12 protein-coding genes are annotated in these 20,219 nt (G+C 40.0%); 6 read left to right on the top strand and 6 right to left on the bottom strand.

What is annotated here, in order from left to right:
- Position 1: 1 nt before the first annotated feature.
- Positions 2–628: a superoxide dismutase gene (locus ACHWSC_RS22085; protein ID WP_201670583.1), complete on the bottom strand. Its 627-nt coding sequence runs from the start codon at positions 626–628 to the stop codon at positions 2–4.
- Positions 629–857: 229 nt separating this feature from the next.
- Here ACHWSC_RS22085 and ACHWSC_RS22080 point away from each other — a divergent pair, with 229 nt between their 5' ends.
- The 3 genes from ACHWSC_RS22080 (at position 858) to fabF (ending at position 3,421) form a co-directional block, all read left to right on the top strand.
- A complete protein-coding gene (locus tag ACHWSC_RS22080) occupies positions 858–1,442 on the top strand; it encodes a metalloregulator ArsR/SmtB family transcription factor (RefSeq protein ID WP_201670582.1) in 585 nt (194 codons plus the stop codon).
- 84 nt (positions 1,443–1,526) lie between these two features.
- Entirely contained in the window at positions 1,527–2,120 is a 594-nt protein-coding gene (locus ACHWSC_RS22075; RefSeq protein WP_394678197.1) for a TetR/AcrR family transcriptional regulator, read from the top strand.
- Between the two features lie 62 nt (positions 2,121–2,182).
- On the top strand, positions 2,183–3,421 hold the full coding sequence (gene fabF / locus ACHWSC_RS22070; RefSeq protein WP_394678196.1) for a beta-ketoacyl-ACP synthase II: 1,239 nt from the start codon (positions 2,183–2,185) through the stop codon (positions 3,419–3,421).
- A gap of 833 nt (positions 3,422–4,254) precedes the next feature.
- Here fabF and ACHWSC_RS22065 read toward each other — a convergent pair.
- From ACHWSC_RS22065 to ACHWSC_RS22055, 3 genes are all read right to left on the bottom strand, one after another.
- Positions 4,255–5,736, bottom strand: a complete 1,482-nt coding sequence (locus ACHWSC_RS22065) for a SusD/RagB family nutrient-binding outer membrane lipoprotein (RefSeq protein ID WP_394678195.1) — start codon at positions 5,734–5,736, stop codon at positions 4,255–4,257.
- A gap of 55 nt (positions 5,737–5,791) precedes the next feature.
- Complete coding sequence (locus ACHWSC_RS22060) at positions 5,792–9,019, bottom strand: SusC/RagA family TonB-linked outer membrane protein (protein ID WP_394678194.1); 3,228 nt, start codon at positions 9,017–9,019, stop codon at positions 5,792–5,794.
- Positions 9,020–9,594: 575 nt separating this feature from the next.
- Positions 9,595–10,479 carry an AraC family transcriptional regulator gene (locus tag ACHWSC_RS22055; protein WP_394678193.1) on the bottom strand — a complete coding sequence of 295 codons (885 nt, stop codon included), beginning with the start codon at positions 10,477–10,479 and terminating at the stop codon, positions 9,595–9,597.
- Positions 10,480–10,984: 505 nt separating this feature from the next.
- Here ACHWSC_RS22055 and ACHWSC_RS22050 point away from each other — a divergent pair.
- From ACHWSC_RS22050 to ACHWSC_RS22040, 3 genes are all read left to right on the top strand, one after another.
- Positions 10,985–12,373, top strand: coding sequence for an aminopeptidase P family protein (locus tag ACHWSC_RS22050; protein ID WP_394678192.1), 1,389 nt, complete (start codon positions 10,985–10,987; stop codon positions 12,371–12,373).
- Between the two features lie 78 nt (positions 12,374–12,451).
- Positions 12,452–14,626: a DPP IV N-terminal domain-containing protein gene (locus ACHWSC_RS22045; protein WP_394678191.1), complete on the top strand. Its 2,175-nt coding sequence runs from the start codon at positions 12,452–12,454 to the stop codon at positions 14,624–14,626.
- 22 nt (positions 14,627–14,648) lie between these two features.
- Positions 14,649–16,322 (top strand): M1 family metallopeptidase, encoded by a 1,674-nt coding sequence (locus ACHWSC_RS22040; RefSeq protein ID WP_394678190.1) that lies wholly within the window; start codon positions 14,649–14,651, stop codon positions 16,320–16,322.
- A gap of 251 nt (positions 16,323–16,573) precedes the next feature.
- On the opposite strand, the gene ACHWSC_RS22035 is transcribed toward ACHWSC_RS22040, so the two are convergent.
- Together ACHWSC_RS22035 and ACHWSC_RS22030 are read right to left on the bottom strand one after the other, a co-directional pair.
- Positions 16,574–18,805, bottom strand: a complete 2,232-nt coding sequence (locus tag ACHWSC_RS22035) for a DPP IV N-terminal domain-containing protein (RefSeq protein ID WP_394678189.1) — start codon at positions 18,803–18,805, stop codon at positions 16,574–16,576.
- Positions 18,792–20,216: an APC family permease gene (locus ACHWSC_RS22030; RefSeq protein WP_394678188.1), complete on the bottom strand. Its 1,425-nt coding sequence runs from the start codon at positions 20,214–20,216 to the stop codon at positions 18,792–18,794. The genes ACHWSC_RS22035 and ACHWSC_RS22030 overlap by 14 nt, the downstream gene beginning before the upstream one ends.
- Positions 20,217–20,219 lie beyond the last annotated feature (3 nt).

Below are 20,219 nucleotides of genomic sequence, written 5' to 3'. Positions count from 1 at the left end.
ATCAAACCAAGCCTGCAATCACAGCATCGTATTTTTGTTCAACAACAGACCAATCCAAAAGCGACCAAAATGCATCCAAATAATCGGCTCTTTTATTTTGATATTTCAAATAATACGCATGCTCCCAAACATCGACCCCCAAAATAGGGAAACCTCTGCCGATCGATTGTGTATCCATCAACGGATTATCCTGATTGGGAGTAGCTACGATAGCTAAGGCGCCAGAATGTTTTACATAGAGCCAAGACCAGCCCGAACCAAATTGCCCAAGACCCGCATTTTTGATCTTGGCTTTGAGCTCTTCCAAAGAACCAAAGGCGGCGTTTATCTCATCGGCTAACTTCCCAGTGGGTACCGTTTTTGGATTCGGCGATAAAATTTCCCAAAATAGCGTATGGTTAAAGTGACCGCCACCGTTATTGCGGACTGCTGGGCTATATTTACTTACGCTTGTTAATATATCCAATAGATCGTCAGCTTCGCCTGCTGTTCCTTCCAATGCCTTATTTAGATTGTCAACATAAGCTTGATGATGCTTTTGATGATGAATCGTCATGGTCTCGCGATCAAAATATGGTTCAAGTGCCGCATAGGCATATCCTAACTGGGGTAATTGAAATTTGTGCATAGTTTTATTATTTTTATGATAAGTCAAAACTAGAGAATCAAACTTAATAAAACAACTAATTAGTTGTTTTATTAAAGTCATAAAAATAAATCAAAAAGGATAAACCTGTGTTTGAAACACATTTTAGAACAAAAAATAAAAACACTACCTTTGCTGATGTTATATAAAACAACTTTTTTATTGTCAAATGCAGAAGAATCCAGCTGATCGAATATTAATGTTATTAAAAATGCGCCGAGAAGCCACTGCAGCTTTGATTGCAACAGAGTTGGCTATAACAAAAGAAGGGGCCCGTAAACATTTATTGAACCTCGCGAATCAAAACCTGATTGTCTCCAATGCCCGGAGTGAAGGTATAGGCCGCCCTTCGACTTATTACAGTCTGTCACCACAGGGCATGGCACGATTTCCAGATAGTCACGCCGACATTACAGTGCAATTGTTGCAGTCGATTAAACAAGTGCTTGGTGAGAATGCTTTGGATCTACTTATCAGTGATCGGGAGTCTAAAGTATATCAAAAATATACTGACGCACTATCGGATATTGAATCCATCGAAAAAAAACTTGAAATTATAGCCGCAAAAAGAACGGCGGAAGGTTATATGGCAGAATGGAAAAAAGAGGCTGACGATTATCTTCTCATTGAAAATCATTGCCCCATATGTGCAGCAGCAACCGAATGTCAGGGATTTTGCCGTTCAGAACTGAATAATTTTCAGCAACTCATCGGTCCGGCATATCGTATCTGCAGAACAGAATACATCATCGAAAATGCCCCCCGCTGTACCTATCGCATTTCAAAGGCGAAATAAAACCAATTTCTAAAGCATTCCTGCAGAAATTATTAATATACCAAAAAGTATTTTTTATATTTGCATTAAAAGAACAGGAATTACATGTCAAAAGCAGAACAGACACGACAATATATCATTGAAAAGACTGCGCCCATCTTTAATAAAAAAGGCTACTTTGCAACTTCGCTCTCGGACATCACGACAGCGACAGGTTTAACAAAAGGAAGTATCTACGGTAATTTCAAGGACAAGGATGACCTAGCTACCCATGTCTATACCTATCAGAGCAGAAAAATATCAGAAGCTGTTAATCAGCAGATTATACAGCAAAAAACATCGCTAAAGAAGCTTTTGTCTTTTCTAGATTTCTACAAGGACAATTTCAAAAATATCGCAGCTTCAGGAGGCTGTCCCATGATGAATGCGGCCGTGGAGGCCGATGATTCGCTATCTTTTTTAACCCCCAAAGTCAGACGTTCCTTTGACCTTTGGAGACAGCGGTTAATTCTAATTCTTGAAGAAGGAGTTGCCAGCGGTGAATTTAAACAGCATATTTCTGCTGAAAATTATGCCATCACCTTTATGGCGATGGTCGAAGGCGGAATCTTGCTTTCCAAAATTTCCGGCCGAGGAAAAGATCTTGCCATTGTATTGGATAAAATGAAGGAAATGGTGGATCTGGAGATTAACGCTTAATTTTTTTTACAAAAACAAATACCAATTGGTATATTTATAAGTTTATATTAAAATAAAAAGAGATGAAAAGAGTTGTAATAACTGGCATGGGAACAATTAACCCGCTGGGAGAAAACATAGACATATTCTGGGATAACATTTTGCGGGGCGAAAACCACACAACGCTTATTAGCCGTTTTGATGCTTCGTTGTTTCGAACACAGATTGCAAGTGAAATTAAACACTTTCAACCTGAAAAATACTTAGATAGAAATGAGATTAAACGGAGTGATCTCTTTACCCAATATGCTTTATACAGTGCAGCGCAAGCAATGGAAGATTCGGGACTAGATCTCGATGCTATAGATCCATTTGATATCGGTGTCATCTGGGGTGTTGGCCAGGGCGGTATGGAAACTTTCGAAAAAGAGGTAGAAGGCTACGTAACAGGAGATTATAAACCAAGATTCAGCCCCTTCTTTGTTCCTAGACTTATCGTCAATATGGCTTCTGGCATGATTTCAATGAAGTATGGTTTAAAAGGAATCAATTACACCACCGTATCGGCTTGCGCCACATCCAATACGGCCTTTATGGACGCTTTTAATTACATTAGGCTCGGCAAAGCCAAAGTCTTTATAAGCGGCGGTTCCGAAGCCCCCATTACCCCGGCTTCAGTTGGCGGCTTTTCTGCCATGAAAGCCATGTCGAGCCGGCATGATAGCCCCCAGACTGCAAGCAGACCCTTTGACCGGGATCGTGATGGTTTTGTTATGGGTGAGGGGGCCGGAGCACTCATCTTGGAAGAATACGAACATGCCAAGCAAAGAGGTGCAAAAATTTACGCAGAGCTTGTCGGCGCTTCAATGACCGCAGATGCTTACCATATGACCTCACCCCATCCAGAAGGGATAGCGGCAGCAAAAGCCATGTCTCTGGCTTTGGAGGAGGCTAAAATTAATACCGATGAGCTCGACTATTTAAATCTCCACGCGACTTCAACGCCAGTTGGAGATATCGCCGAACTTAAAGCCGTACAACGAGCTTTTGGAAATCTAAATAATCTATGGGTCAGTTCTACAAAATCAATGACAGGACATTTACTTGGGGCAGCCGGTGCTATCGAAGCAATCATTGCCATAAAATCCATCAACAATAATGTAATTCCGGCAACAATTAATATCGAAAATATCGATCCCGAAATTCCCGAGGGAATTCACATTGTCGTCAATCAGCCATTAGAAAAAGCTGTTCAAACCGCAATGAGCAATGCTTTTGGTTTCGGTGGGCACAATTCGAGTATCGTTTTCAAAAAGATTTAATTTTTTTTGAAATAACTCTTGACAAAGTGTAATAAACACACTATCTTTGTTGTATCATAATTTAGGTTTATAATTGGTTATTTAAGGTTTTCATTCTCCCCGTTTGAAAACCTTTTTTTTTGCCTATTTTTTTTTCACTGTTATTTGTATAGCTGCTTTTTTTGATCACCGCCCTTGTTAATGCCCAAATTACTTTAACCCAATTTTAGAATTAGCCCATGTTGACTATCAATCCCACATTTATTCATTTGAGTTTGCTCGCCTTGAGAAGCTGGAGAGCATATTCTGTGGAATAAGAGATACGCCTTTTTAACCATTGCCACGGTCCTGTGCTTATAAATAATTAAGATAAACACTAAAGCAGATCTCTACGTATACCAACGTTTAACTATTCACAATTTTTAATCAATGTTTAGACAGTGATTGGTCATTGATTATTCAGTATACACTGAGTCATCACTGAGCAAGCACTGAACGAGCACTGAACAAGCACTGTTAAAAGAGACAAGTTAGCACCTACTTGATCCATAGTTGCTTCGAAAAAATTGTATTACTTCAGTCCTACCCATTCTTGCATATTAGAGATCTCTTTGGTATTCCTAAGCTTGGTCGTGGAGTTGACCCACAGTTAGCTACCCGCAAAAGGTCTGCAGTGTATAGAACTGGATCCACTATTGGTCGGTAACAAGAGAAGACATTCTAACTGTCTTACACGCACATCTGAATTCAAAATGTAGTAAACAAAATATCGATTTACTGATGCGATTTAAGGGCTATAAAAAAACAGCGAGACAACCGAAGTTGCCTCGCTGCGTAAAAATAAACATATGAAACTAAAATTTTCCTGTCCGTTTATCCCACCACATTTGTTCACCCCACACAAAATCTTTCACTTTAGTGGCTGCCGCTTCCACATTAACTTTATTATTTTGATATTCGCTATTAGGATAAGGAGCTCGCCACGGTTGGTCATTATGCGCTGAACCATATACCGAATTCAACGAAGGGTAATTTGTTGTAGGCACACCAGTTCTTCGATACAAACTCCAAGCTTCAGAATTCTCCTTAAAAAGTGCTACCCATTCATCCCACCAAATACGTTCTTTCGTATTATTCCATTTTCCAGCACCGGCTAGGTAGGCATCTATATCAGTCTGAGAAACATTATTCTCTTTCATAGAAAGATTTACAGCTTTTTCATACGCATCTTTTGCTGTGATACCCACATTATATCCCAGCATTGCTGCTTCGGCTAAATTATAATAAGTTTCACAGGATTTATAGAAAGGAATAAAGCCTGCTGGATCGCCCATATATTTTTCTCCAATCCAAGAAACAGATCTAAAATTTGATGGCCCCGATTTTGCACCGTTTTCATATCCTCTATAGGTATCATCGTTAGTTTTTTGTGCAATTGCGACAATTCTCGGATCTTTTGTTGACAACATATGGTCGATAAAAATATCCGAAAGCCCCCAGTTGTCAATTCTTTTTCCGTAGATACCTGAATTGTACCAAGGTTCAAAATAAGGTAAAGATCCAGGAAAATTAACATAACAATTTTCATCGTTACTCTCGATTAATGGATATTTAGTCGGACTGCCTGCAATCTCTTCTATTGTAGATTTTGCTAAACTGGATGATACGCCAGAAATACGTAACGCCATTCTCAATCGCAAAGAATTACAGAATTTTTTCCACATGTCCATATCACCGTTATAGATAATATCGCTTCCACCAACCTCATCTGTACCTACACCGGCAGCCATTTCATCTGCAATTTTCTTCAAATCCGCCAATACCGCAGGATAAATATCTTCTTGTTTATCATATTTAGCCAAAAGCAAACTTCCCTCTTCAGGCAATCCTTTTAAAGCTTCAGAATAGGGAACATCACGCCATCCTTCAGTCAATAAAAACCACATATAATTTTGCCAGATACGACCAATTGTACGTACGTTTTTAAAGGCTTCTGCTTTGCTCTCCGTGCTCTTTAGCATATCTTTAATTTGCGTATTATTATAATAACAATTATACCAACGATTGCCATACGTATTATTTGTAGGGATCAAACCCGCCATGAAATCCATATATTGTATTTTTACAATATAACCCGCAAACGTTCCATAACCATCCACATCCCCTCCATAAGATTCAGCAGTATTTCGTAAAACGTTAATTAACATATTATTTGGAGGCACGCTAGCTAATGCATCTGGATCGGTATTTATCTCTTCAAAATTTTTCGTACATCCGGAAAATAAAATCATGGATGTAAATACCGGTATACCTAATTTTATCAATAAACTCTTCATAGTTTCTTTATCTTATTCAGAACAACCATTTTTTGTTGGTTATTCGTGATGTATGTTAAAATGAAAATCCTAGTTTAAACCCAATACTTCTTGAAGAAGGCACTGTAGCCTGTTCGAAACCAACACCGCGGCTATCGCTTGACACACCACTAGTTTCAGGATCTAAACGCATTGTATTTGATTTGTGAACCCATAACAATGCCAAATTCGATCCAATCAAGGAAACATTTGCCCGTTTAATTCCTTTAATTTTGCTGTAAAGATGTGAAGGAATTGTATAAGTCAAATAGGCTTCGCGCAATTTGAGGAATGACCCATCAAATACATAGCTTTCGGCAATACCCCCTGATTCAAACCAGTCTTGTGCATTAGTTTCTATCGTATTTGCGATCCAACCACCTTTACCATCCGACATCGCAAAACGTTCATTACTCATCACATCCTTTCCTGCCACAATAGCGCGCTCACGAACTCCATTTGCAGCTGTAATTTCAGCTACCCCTGTAGTATATGCATGACTCATTGTTTGTGACCAAATATCACCTCCTTTACGGAAATCTAGCATAAAACCAAAACTAAAGTCTTTATATCTGAAATCATTGCGCATACTTGCTAGATAATCTGGTGTTACATTACCAATAATTTGATTAGGTTTAGACATCACCAAGCCACTTTCATTAACCTTAATTGCCCCTTTCATATCACCCTCCTCAACACGATCATATCCAGTACTTCGTAATGCGCCCCAAGCTTCTCCAGCGGTTGCTGTATTAGCGACTCCCCAAGTCCACCCTAATTGATAAGTCGTAAGATTTAAGTCAGGATATAATTCTAAAATCTTATTTCGATCTCTCGAAAAGTTTATCGTTGTTGTCCAATTAAGACCATTCTCTCTTTTAAGGATGTCTCCTCTAAGCTGAACTTCGACACCTTTACTTTGAATTTCTCCAGCATTTAAAACCATATTACTAAATCCAACAACGTTAGAGGTAGATACTCCTAAGATTTGGTTAAATGCCTTTTTGTAATAATAGGTAAAATCAGCATGAATACGATCTTTTAAAAAACCTATTTCAGTTCCAACTTCCCAAGTATTGATTGTTTCTGGTTTTAAATCACTACTTGCATATGTCATACTCTTATACATTTGAGCAATACCATTATATGCGTTTGACTGTGCATAATAGTAATTACCTATTCGATAGGGAGAAGTTCCATTACCAACTTGGGCTATATTTAAGCGAAGCTTCCAAAAAGAAAGTGCATCACTACGTAATCCGGAAAATGACGTCGTTGGAATCCAGCTTAGACTTGCAGAAGGATAAAAAAATGCATCCTTGACTGTAGAAGACCAGTCATTACGGGCAGTTACATCAACATAAAGTTGCTCTTTCCAACCGATAGAAGCTTGGCCATAGATAGAATTTGAACGATTATGGGAATGATCCATACTCGTGACAGCATCCCCAATTTTATTTGTTATTGTATAAACTCCTAATACTGTTAGTCCATTGGCTCCTAGAGAATTCATATCATATATAGCATCTCGATAATTTGCTCCCAAGGTTCCCAATACATTAAAATCACCATATTGTTTATTGAAATTGACCAAAAAGTCCGCATTAAATTCCGTATTGCTTTTTTTGATTTCGTTAAAACTTCCCAACGGATGATCAAAGTTAAAATAATTGCGCTCAAAGATATTTGTATAATAATAATCTAAGCCCACACGCCCCTCAAACTTTAAAAAGTCATAAGGTTGATAATACAAGGAAGATTTCCCAAAAAAACGATTTGTTTTTAAAGAATTTAACGTTTTATTCATAGAGAAAAACGGATTCATATGATAATTTGAATTCCAGTTATAAAACGTGTAATTTCCTTGATCGTCTGTTTGGTCCCAATTATTTTTGAGATCTTTCATATCCACTTGCCTACCGAACCAAATTAAACCATTCATTGGGTTGGCTCCATCATATCCTTGAGATATCAAATTACCACTTTGCGTACGGGTATAATTAGACATTACATCGTATGAAAACTTATCACTGATTTTGTAATCATTATTTAGCTGGACAGTATATCTTTTTTGATCAGTGTTGGGTACAGTTCCTTTTTGATCACGGAAAGACAGAGACGCACGAGTCGAAGATCTGTCCGTCTTAGCCATTAAAGAAAGATTATGATTTTGTGAATATCCTGTTTGAAAAAAATCCTTCACATTATTAGGATGTGATATCCATGGAGTAGCTTGGCGCACGTTATTCACAACTGGACTATTGAACTGAGGCAATTGTAGACCGATATCCAATCGAGGTCCCCAAGATTCATCGAAACCATCATTTACCCCTCCACCAGCACCATCCACATAACTAAATGATTTTTGCTGAGCATACTGTTGGTAAGTTAACCCATTTCCCAATGTATTAAAGTGATACTCGTCGCCCCTATTTCCTTGACCATATAAATTTTGATATTTTGGAACAGTAGATGCCCTATCCAAGGAGAAGTTTCCATCATAAGAGAGTAAAACCCCTTCCTTAGCCCGCTTACCAGACTTGGTAGTAATCATAATAACTCCCTTACCAGCTCTCATTCCGTATAAAGCTGCCGATCCACCTTTCAATGTAACTATACTTTCAATATCTTCTGGATTAATATCATTGATTCCTGAGCCATAATCAACCCCGTTGTATGTATTATCGCCTGAACGCTGCGCATCATTCGAAATAGGAATTCCGTCAACCACAATTAATGGCTGTTGCTCTGGATTCAGTGAACTATTACCACGAATTGAAATACGAGCGGAGGAACCTACAGCTCCACCAAACTGGTTAATCTGTACCCCAGCGACTTTTCCTGACAAAGCGCCAGTAACACTTAGCTGCCCAGCATCCGTCAACTCTTTTGATTTCACTTCCTGGACTGCATAGCCTAATGATTTCTTCTCTCTGGTAATACCCATAGCAGTAACGATAACTTCATCGAGATTTCTTTCATTGGATAAAAGTGTAATCTGTAAGGTTGATTGATTAGTCAGATTTACTTCTTTTCGATCAAAGCCAACAGCTGAAGCACTCAAGGTCCCAGCTTGTTTATAGTTGATCGTAAATTCGCCATTTTGTCCGGTCTGTGTACCCGTCCCGTCTCTAAGTGTGATTGTAACTCCCGGGATAGGTTTCCCGTCTTGGTCGACCACCTTCCCCTTTAAAACTGTTTGCGCATATACTGCCGAGCTTACCAAGACAGTAGCGGCTAGCATAGCAATGCTTTTTCTGTTCATAAGTTTAGTTTCAGATGTGTTAGTTTATAGTGCTTTTAATAACAACTAAGTTATAAGTACAGACCTTTCATTGTTAACCGAATTTTGACCAGTATTGCCCAATTATTAACCCTAAGTGTTAAATAATTGAAATCGACATCCAAATCTCCACAAAAAGAAATTTTACATAAGCCCATTTCCACAACAATAACCCACCTATCCGCTTCCCATACACCGATTTACAAGTAAAATCACAGAAACATATTAATCTAATTTATTTTACTACATTTTTTGGAAATTTTATTGGAAAAAACTTTAAAAAACCAAAATAAAGACCAAAAAAAAGAGAATTATCTGCATTTTTTACAAGATATTTCAAAAAAACTTAAGATAAATAGCTTTTAAAAAAGTTTAGTCACATAGGAAAGAAAAAAGACCTCTAAATAAAAAAGAATAAAATTCTGCCAAGAATAGCCATATGCATTCCATTCTTAGCAGAATTTTACTTCCGAATTCATATATTTAAAAGTCTAGCCAACCGAGCCGCTAGCGAGATTAATTAAGAAATCTAGACTTCTCCATTGGAATTTCTTGTACTAAATAACAGAATAGAGTGTTTGTTTATATTGCTGCACATATTCCTTTGGATTGCAGCCCACAATTTGCTTAAAAACTCGATTAAAATTAGTAATACTATTAAAGCCGCTGTTGTATGCAATAAACGAAACACTGTCTAGGTGTTCTTCGTTTAGTTGATTACAAACTTCTTTGACTCTTATCCGGTTAAGATACGTCACAAAAGTAACACCACAATGCTTTTTAAAATATCGACAAAATGCCTGCGGAGTAAGATTTGCATGGTCAGCAACATCTTCCAGCGTAATTTCGTCTTTAAAGTGCTCCTTAATATAATTGCAGATGAAATTAATGCGATTTGATCCGTGCATCGTATCAAAGGCAACCTCCACCCGTTCGTTACAAAGTGCTTTCGCCTCCCGTGAAATATTTGCCAATGCTCGTAATAAATAGAAAAAGTGCATTAACTTATCCATCTGATCAGCTGACTTCAATTGACAAACCCGTTCCGATATCTGCTCAAAATACGTTTCCGGCACCTTAAATCCTCTAGAGTTATTATAGATAAATTGATTCAGCGATTCAAATTCATCCAAAGAAAATAGTGATTTCAATTTACCATTGGGATCAAAAAAGATAGAAACAGAACGTGATTCATTGGAAAGACCATCTTGGGACGCAGACTTAAAAACATGCGGTTGATTCGCACCTAAAAAGAATATATCATTTTCCTTAAAGGGATGAAGCGTATCTTCAACAATCAAAATTCCACTACCCTTTTTTATCCACATTAACTGAGCCTCCTGATGACGATGAAAATAGGGATAGAAAGTTTCCAAAACATCTTCTTGCACAGTTAAACTTTGCCCTCGGGTTGTCGGCACGTTAAATTGAAGCGTTTTCATAGTTTATTTAGTTTTATGTTTACTGTTTAGTAATATAAATATAACAACTACAATGGAAGATTACTTCTTGCAAACAAAACATAAAAATACTATACTAAAATATGTTTAGAATCCGACAATATTTAATAATCCCTAAGAAATACGCAAACCAAAACAGAGAATTTACATCAAAAATTCATCAGCATTAAAAAAAATGGGTTAAAATACAATTAGACTTTGATAAATTGTGCAAATTATTATTCAACAGAAAGGCTGAACTTTATTTAATTTCGTTGTTTGACCTTTTTAGAGACAAAATGGCGAGCATATTCATTTGTAACAACAGCAAACACGCACTATCAAAGATAGACCTTTAAATAAATGATTTTGACATGCATAAATTTTACGATATTCGTATTGGACAATAACCCGCTAGGTAGACAATTCTACTTCAAGCCGAAGCAGATTACAAACAATTCATGATTCTAGCACAACAAAAACAGTACTTCCTTTAATTTCCAAACTTATGTTTAAAAAAGAAATATATCTTAATCGCCGAAATACTCTATTATCAAAGATCACAACTGGCAAAATTCTTTTGCTAGGCAGCATTGAAAATCCGATCAATTTTGAGCACAATACCTATCCATTTCGACAAGACAGCAGCTTTTTATATTATATCGGTATCAAAAGTCCACGTTTGGCGGCTGTAATGGACACTGAGAAAAACGAGACCATACTATTTGGTGATGAAATGACCATTGACGATATTGTGTGGATGGGCCAACAGCAGACTTTAGCTGAAAAGGCTGACCTTTCGGGTATCAGCAAAATCCTACCTTTCAATCAACTCTTTGACTACCTTAACAAAGGAAAACAGGAAGATATTCACTACCTTCCTCCTTATCAGTCGCATAATAAGTTATTACTTGAGCAGCTAACCGGCCGTTCCGCAAATCAGCTCCAGCCCTCTGTGGTTTTGATTAAAGCTGTCGTTGCCCAAAGAAGTATCAAATCGGCAGAAGAAATTATCGAATTAGAGAAAGCCGTAGATATTGCTGTTGATATGCACCGCATTGCTATGCGAATGACGAAACCTGATCTTTACGAATATCAGATCAGCAATGCCATGCAACATTTTGCGCAAGATCAGGGAACGTCCTTCTCCTATCCTCCGATAGTCACAAAACGGGGTGAAATTCTGCACAATCATATGCAATTTCACCAGCTTCATGAAGGTGATCTCCTGCTCAATGATTCGGGCGTAGAAACGGCCATGGGCTATGCTTCGGACCTGACCAGAACCTTTCCCGTAGGAAAACGTTTTACAGCTTTACAAGAGGAAATCTACCAGATTGTCTTACATGCGTTTAAATCTGCAGAGCAGCTGCTGACATCCGGAATACGTTTTAAAGAAATACATTTAAAAGCCTGTGAAGCGCTTGTAGACGGACTTATACAAACCGGCTTCATGAAAGGCAACGCACAAGATGCGGTCATGAATCACGCGCATGCGCTTTTCTTTCAATGCGGACTAGGCCATATGCTCGGTCTTGATGTGCATGATATGGAGGATCTTGGTGAACAATATGTAGGCTATACCGAAGCTGAACCAAAAGATACCAAGACTTTTGGAATCAAATCGCTGCGGCTAGGTAAGAAATTGGAGGCTGGCAATGTACTAACCGTTGAACCCGGCATCTATATTATTCCTGAATTAACGCAGCTTTGGGAACAGCAAAATTTACACAAGGACTTTATCAATTATGATTTCTTAAAAAAACATCTCGATTTCGGCGGGGTCCGTATTGAAGATAATTATCTTATTGAAACAGATGGATACCGTCGTTTAGGAAAATACCTTGAACGCGAGATTCAGGAGATCTATCAACTCAAAGACAATCCAATTGATTAATTAACGAATAACTCACATAATGATAAACCCAAAAAGTAAACTTAAATTCTTTTGGGGTCAACTCAAAAAGATAAACAAATGAACAGCATTAAACAGTCGATCTTTATTATTCTAATACTGATTTTTCAGGTTCCAGCTTCCCTTTTTGCGCAGCGACTCTGGACTGATCACGGTGATCAATATTATGAATTTTCTGACAAGGGAATAGAAATGGTCAACCCCAAAAATGGGGTGCGCTCCATCTTCCTTTCACAGCAATCGCTTATTCCGAAAGGCGCAACAGCAGCCTTGAAAGTCGAAAATTTTTCCATTTCCAAAAACAAGGAGCTTATTTTGATCTATACCAATAGCAAAAGAGTATGGCGCGAGAATACAAGAGGCGATTATTGGGTTTACAACAAGAAGACCAATCAGTTGCAGCAACTAGGCCAAAAATTCCCGGCCTCACAACTGATGTTTGCGAAGTTTAACCCGCAAGCAGATAAAGTCGCCTACGTTAATAAAGCCGACCATAATGTTTACGTGGAAGATCTCGCCAATGGCAGCATCGTTTCCGTTACCAAAGATGGAACAGACCGTTTAATCAATGGTACTTTTGACTGGGTATATGAGGAAGAATTTGGCTGTAAAGATGGTTTCCGCTGGTCGCCAGATGGTGCTTCCATTGCTTATTGGAAGCTTGATGCCCGCAACATCCGTAATTTTCTGATGATCAACAATACGGATAGCCTCTACTCCTATACCATTCCCGTGGAGTATCCTAAAGTTGGACAATCGCCGAGTGCCTGTTCGATATGGACCTATGAAATCGCCACTGGAAAAAATACCATGCTGAATATCCCGGGAGATCCTAACCAGCACTATATTCCCCGCATGGAATGGTGTCTTGATAGCAAGCAGGTTATCCTAGAGCAGCTCAACAGAAAACAAAATGAGAGCAAAATCTATACCGTCGCTCTCTCCGATAATAAAGCGCAAAACATACATCAGGAGCAAAGCGACTCGTGGATTGATATCAAAGCACGATGGAACAACAACGATCCTTCGGGATGGGACTGGGTTCAAGGTGGCAAGGCCTTCATCTGGGTCTCGGAAAAGGACGGCTGGCGCAAAATCTATCAGATTGATTTATCGGGCAACGAGAAGCTGGTTATGAAAGCGGACTATGATATGATCAATCTTGACTTTTTCGATCCGAAAAATGAAACGATTTATTTTACCGCCTCTCCAAGCAATGCAACGCAGAAGTATCTGTATAGTGTATCGACGAAAGGCGGAGTTCCAAAAAGACTGACCCCGGCCTCATACGAAGGCACCTGCGATTATGATATTTCAAAAGACGGTAAAATTGCCATCTTCAGCTTTAGCAACCGGGCAACATTAAAACACAATGCCGTTATTGAGTTACCGACGCACAAAATACTCGTAGACTTTGATTTTAAACGTGAAAAGAAAGTCAGCGATGGTATTGCCGAGTTTTTTAAAGTTAAAACAACGGACGGTATTGAGTTAGACGGCTGGATGGTAAAACCACTTGATTTCGATCCCAATAAAAAGTATCCTGTCGTCTTTATGGTCTACGGCGAACCAGCATCACAAACTGTATTAGACAATTTCGGTGCAGGTTATAACAGTTTATATAAAGGAAATATGGCACAGGATGGCTACATTTATATTTCTTTGGATAATCGCGGAACTCCTGCTCCTAAAGGCAGCTTGTGGCGAAAAAGCATCTACCGCAATATCGGACAGCTCAATATTCGCGACCAGGCTTTAGCAACACAAGAAATCCTGAAATGGCCTTTTGTCGACAATTCACGTGTGGCCGTCTGGGGCTGGAGCGGTGGCGGATCAAGCACGCTTAACCTACTGGGACAATATCCTCAAATCTATAAAACGGGTATCGCCATTGCAGCTGTAGCAAATCAGCTCCTTTACGACAACGTATACCAAGAACGCTACATGGGCCTCCCCCAAGAAAATCTTGCAGACTTTGAAAACGGCTCTCCGCTGAAATATGCAAAAAACATCAAAGGTAATTTACTCTATATCCATGGAACCGGAGACGACAATGTGCATTATCAAAATGCAGAAGTCCTGATCAATGAACTGATCAAAAATAACGTGCAGTTCCAGTTGATGTCTTATCCCAACCGCAGCCATTCGATCAGCGAGGGACAAGGAACACATGAACATTTAAAAACATTATTTACAAACTATCTAAAATTACATTGCCCTCCAGGTGGAAGATAGACCGAATAGTTATCGTTTACAGATGAAAAGAATATTATTATATGCATTGGGAACCTGCGGTCTACTGACCGCAGGCATACAGCAATCAGCGGCCCAGCTGATGAAAGAAAAAAATGAATTCACAAGAGCGGATTCACTGCGCGGATACCTGTCACCGCTGCGAACCTGCTACGATATCCAATACTATCATTTGGATGTTAAGGTGGATATAGACAATAAGTTTATTTCGGGTTCAAACCTTTTCCGTTTCAAGGCCACAACTGATTTTAATCGCCTTCAATTTGATCTTTTTGCAAATCTCAAAGTAGACAAAGTCGTATATAAGGGGAAAGAACTTTCCTTTACCAGAGAGCACAATGCTGTCTTTGTCGAATTTCCTGCGACTATCAAGAAAGGAATACAGGAAGAGTTCACGGTATATTACGAAGGCCATCCTACTGAAGCGGTCAAGGCTCCCTGGGACGGCGGCTTTGACTGGAAAAAAGATAGCAATGGAAAGCCATGGGTGGCCACGGCCTGCCAGGGTATGGGTGCGAGTGTCTGGTGGCCAAACAAAGACCATCAATCCGATGAAGTGGATAGTATGCTGATTTCCATCGCTGTCCCGAAAGAGGTGATGAATGTTTCCAATGGACGTTTGGTCAAGGTAGAAAAGATGAAGGATGGTTACACCAAATACCACTGGAAAGTTGCCAATCCGATCAACAACTACAATGTCGCCATCAACATCGGCGACTACGTTCATTTTAAGGAAAAATACAAAGGTGAAAAAGGGCCATTGGATATAGACTACTATATTTTGCGCGAAAACGATACGGCAGAAAAAAAAGCTCATCTTCAAAAAAACGCCAACCAGACCCTAGAAGCCTTTGAACATTGGTTTGGTCCATATCCATTCTATGAAGATGGTTATAAACTTGTTGAAACCTACCATACCGGCATGGAACACCAGAGTGCCATCGCCTATGGTAACCATTACCAGAATGGCTATCGCGGCGGGGATGCGTCGGGAACCGGCTGGGGACATAAATGGGATTTTATTGTGGTCCACGAATCTGGTCATGAATGGTTTGGCAACAATATTACTTCAGCTGATCTAGCCGATATGTGGATCCACGAAAGCTTCACTAATTATTCCGAAGGCTTATTTATCGACTACTTCTATGGTAAGGAAGCCAGCCAGGCTTACGCCCATGGTATCCGGAGCGGAATCCAAAATGATAGCCCCATCCAGGGCCCTTACCATGTAAATAAAGAGGGATCCGGGGATATGTATCCCAAAGGCGGTGTTATGCTCAACATGATCCGTACGATGATCGACAATGATGAAAAGTGGCGGAATATTCTCCGGGGATTAAACAGCAAGTTTTATCATCAACAAGTCGATTATACTGATATTGTCAACTACGTAAGCCAGCAGTCCGGTCTAGATCTGTTAAAAGTATTTGAACAGTATGTAAAGCATACTGCCATTCCTACACTGGAAATCAAACAAGATCCTTCAGGCAGAATATTGGGCCGCTGGATCAGCGAAGTCAAAGGCTTCCATATGCCCATACATATTGGCGTAAAAGGTCAAAAAAGAGAACTTATCCAGTTGGACCAACATTTCAGACCGATTAAAGTAGCCGGTTTAACGAAAGAGAATATCGATATTGATACGTTTAACTATTATGTCGGCGTATTGGTCGAATAAAAACAACTTCAACGTTACCAACATGAAATAAACACAGCGCCCCGAAAGCAATTTACTTTCCGGGGCGCTATATTTCTGAGCCACTCTTATCGCTCCATACCTCTTCCAAATTCGAATAAAACCTTCATGACTTCGCAGACATCTATAGCAATAAAAGCAAATTGAAGGTTCTTTCTGACCAATAAGATCAGACTCGTTCAGAAAAAACAGGAAATAGACCTACATTAGCGGATTATTGTCCTGATGAAAGATCAATACTGATTCCAGGCAGGTGGATCTACGCCAAGAAGATGTTTTACAAAATAGTCCCTTCTTTTTCGTTCACCATAATCTCCCCCGGAAGAATGCCCCATTCCAGGAACCATAATAAAATCATGATTCTTACGCGCTTTGATCAAGGCATCAACCAATTGGAAAGTCGATGAAGGATCCACATTATCATCAAGTTCTCCAACAATCAGCAAAAGATTTCCTTCCAGCTTAGCGGCATTTTCAATATTAGAGCTAGCCGCATATTCAGGACCTACAGGCCAGCCCATCCATTGCTCGTTCCACCATATTTTATCCATTCGGTTATCGTGACAACCACAGGAGGAAACGCCAACTTTGTAAAACTCGGGATGGAATAACAGCGCTCCGGTTGAACTTTGCCCCCCGGCAGATGTGCCATAGATCCCTACCCTGCCGATATCCATGTATTTATATTGTTTTGACGCGGCCTGCATCCAGGCAATTCGATCCGGAAAGCCCGCATCTTTCATATTTTTCCAACAGACATCATGGAAAGCCTTCGAACGATTTGAGGTCCCCATCCCGTCGATCTGCACCACAATAAAGCCCAATTCAGCGAGTTCGTACATCCCGCTCGGGTTGCTGTAAAATGATTTTGGTACGAAAGAACTATGCGGTCCCGCATAAATGTATTCGATGACAGGATAGCTTTTAGCAGGATCAAAATTCGTCGGCCGAATAATAATCCCCCAGATATCCGTTGCGCCATCACGTCCCTTAGCTTTAAAAACTTCCGGTGCACGCCACCCTGCAGTTTCGAGCAGACTACTGTTTGTTTTCTCCAGCTCCATGATAAGACGGCCATTTTTGTCGCGCAATACTGAAATTGGCGGCTGATCGACCCGGGAATACGTATCCACAAACTGCGAATAGTCTTTATTGAAAAAAGCTTGATGATTTGCATTTTCTTCAGTCAGCAGTTTTAAGCCCTTTCCGTCTAAACCGATAGCGTAATAGTGGACCAAATAGGGATCTTCTGCAGCATTCATTCCGCTGCCTTCGAAAATAACCGTTCGTTTTTCAGCATCAACATGCACAACTTTCCGAACAACCCAGTTTCCTTTCGTTATCTGGTTCTTTACTTTACCAGTAATTCCATCATAGAGATACAGGTGGTTCCATCCATCACGCTCAGAGGCCCATACAATCTCCTTTCCATCGGCCAGATCCTCACGGTATTTCTTGCCGCTATAATCAATAAAGGTCTTATTCTGCTCCTGAATCAGAAAACTCGAGGTACCGCTATTTGCATCCATCTGCATGACGCCATAGACTTGATGCCCCCGTTTGTTATACTCGAAGGTAAATGCTCTGCTGTCATCGCGCCAGGAAAGATCCGAAAGGTAAAATTGATTTGGTATGAGTGTAGCATCAAACACCGATAGTCGGTCTTTTTCAAGATCATATAAAATGGGTAGTTTTTGCGCAAGCTCATCTCCGGGCTTCACGTAATCGCGTGTCTGAATTTTAGGCTGCAGCTGATCTTTAGGAGAAGATTCAATAAGCGTCAGTTGCCTGATCTCTATTTTTTGAGTTTTTACTGTAGCCAGCTTACGACTATCTGGTGCCCATTGAATGTCATTGCTGTAATAATTTGCCGTGTTGCCATCAAAGGTAATTTGTCGCGAATCGTTTGTATTTCCCTTTATTGCCAGGAATACATTATTATTGCGGATAAATGCCACATGTTTTTTATCTGGAGATTCGACTTCCCTATAGGCATTTCCCTGCTCACGCTGCCCCCAATATCGCATATTTCGTTCTTTATTTCCACTTGCAGCGCCCTGGCTCAATTGCGAGGAACGACGGTTCCAGATCCACAGGTAGCCCGCAATATCGAGCGATACTTGATCCTGGTCCAGCAATTTTATCTGATCATTGGAAATAACACGATTTTCGATTTTCCGCCCCAGCTTTTCATCCACTAACGAAAATACGTTCGTCAGATCAAACAGCTGTTCTTTTGTTTTTGCCTGGGGATTGACCAAAATATACTCTTTTCCCTGCAACGTATTTCGATCATACCAAAAGAGATCCCCCTTATCATTCCAATAAAACTGGCCGGGCAGATTTTCAATTTTGTTGGTCAATTGTTTTTTTAAGTTTTGTGCACGTGTATAATCTGCCAAAGTTCCTTGACCAAACAGAAACTGTGCAGACAACAACAAAACCGCTGTACTAAGAAACTTCATACTTTCTTCGCTTAGGATTGATTAAATAATAGATCGGGATACCCAATAGTGCAATGATAATGCCCGGCCAGGTATAATTGGGTTTGAAAATGACCATCAACCCAATAAAGGCAAGTCCCATCAGAATATAAAGAATGGGAAGAAAAGGATAGCCAAATGCTTTATAGGGTCTGTTCAAATCTGGACGTGTGATACGGAGACGAATAATACCCGCAATCGCGAGTACATAAAATATGACTACCACACAGGTAATCATGTCCAATAAATCACCATATTTTCCGCTTAAACACCATATTGACGCAGCGACACATTGTATCCAGAGTGCCCAGGCAGGTACCGCATGCGCATTGAGCTTACCTGCCCTTTTAAAAAACAAACCATCTTTGGCCATAGAATAATACACCCTCGCTCCTGCCAGGATAATCCCATTATTACAGCCAAAGGTGCTGATCATGATCATAATCGCTATAATAGTAATCCCAAAAGGACCAAAAACCTCTTGTGCGACACTCATGGCTACACGATCCTTTGGTGCATTGACCATAGCTTCCAAAGGCAATATGCCGGTGTACATCAAATTAGTCAGAAGATAGATTACGGTAACAAGTAAAGTCCCTAATGCTAGACTCAACCCGATATTACGCTGTGGATTTTTAATTTCGCCGGCTACTGCGGAAGATGAGTGCCAGGAATCGCTGCTGAAGAGCGCACCGACCATAGCCGCAGAAAAAGCGCCCATTGCTGAAAATCCATCATAAGATGTGTAGGTTCCATCCGTATTTAAACGACGCATTGACCAAAGTGATATATTGTCCCAGTTCCAAGCCCAAACTTCATGTTTCAAAGCCAGGAATCCAAAGAGCAACAAGAGCAACAGGCTCCCGATCTTGATCAATGTGATGGATGTCTGTACGCACTTTCCGCTATTTACACCTCTTGAATTAATATAGGTTAATACAATAATGACGGCAATTGCCAGCAGCTGCGCTGCCGATACCCGATAATCTGACCATTCTAGCAGGTAAACATCTTCATCCATAGAAGGGAAGAGATAGGCTGTAAATTTTGCAAAAGCTACCCCCACAGCCGCTATAGTCGCAGTTTGTATAACGGCAAAAAATGTCCAGCCAAATACAAAACTCAATACTGGCCCATAAGCCTCCCGAAGGTAGATGTATTGTCCTCCTGCCTTTGGAAACATCGCACTCAATTCACCATAGCTCAACGCTGCAGTCAATGTCATAAAACCACAGATCAGCCATACCACCATCATCCAGCCTGCAGACCCCGTGTTGCGTGCAATATCCGCAGATACAATAAAAATCCCAGAACCGATCATACTTCCAACCACCAGCATAGTAGCATCCAGTAACCCGAGAGACTTTTGAAAAGTTTGTTTCGACTCACTCATAAA

This window comes from uncultured Sphingobacterium sp., assembly GCF_964277905.1.
Taxonomy (GTDB): Bacteria; Bacteroidota; Bacteroidia; order Sphingobacteriales; family Sphingobacteriaceae; genus Sphingobacterium; species Sphingobacterium siyangense.
This window is presented reverse-complemented; position numbering and strand designations above follow the sequence as displayed.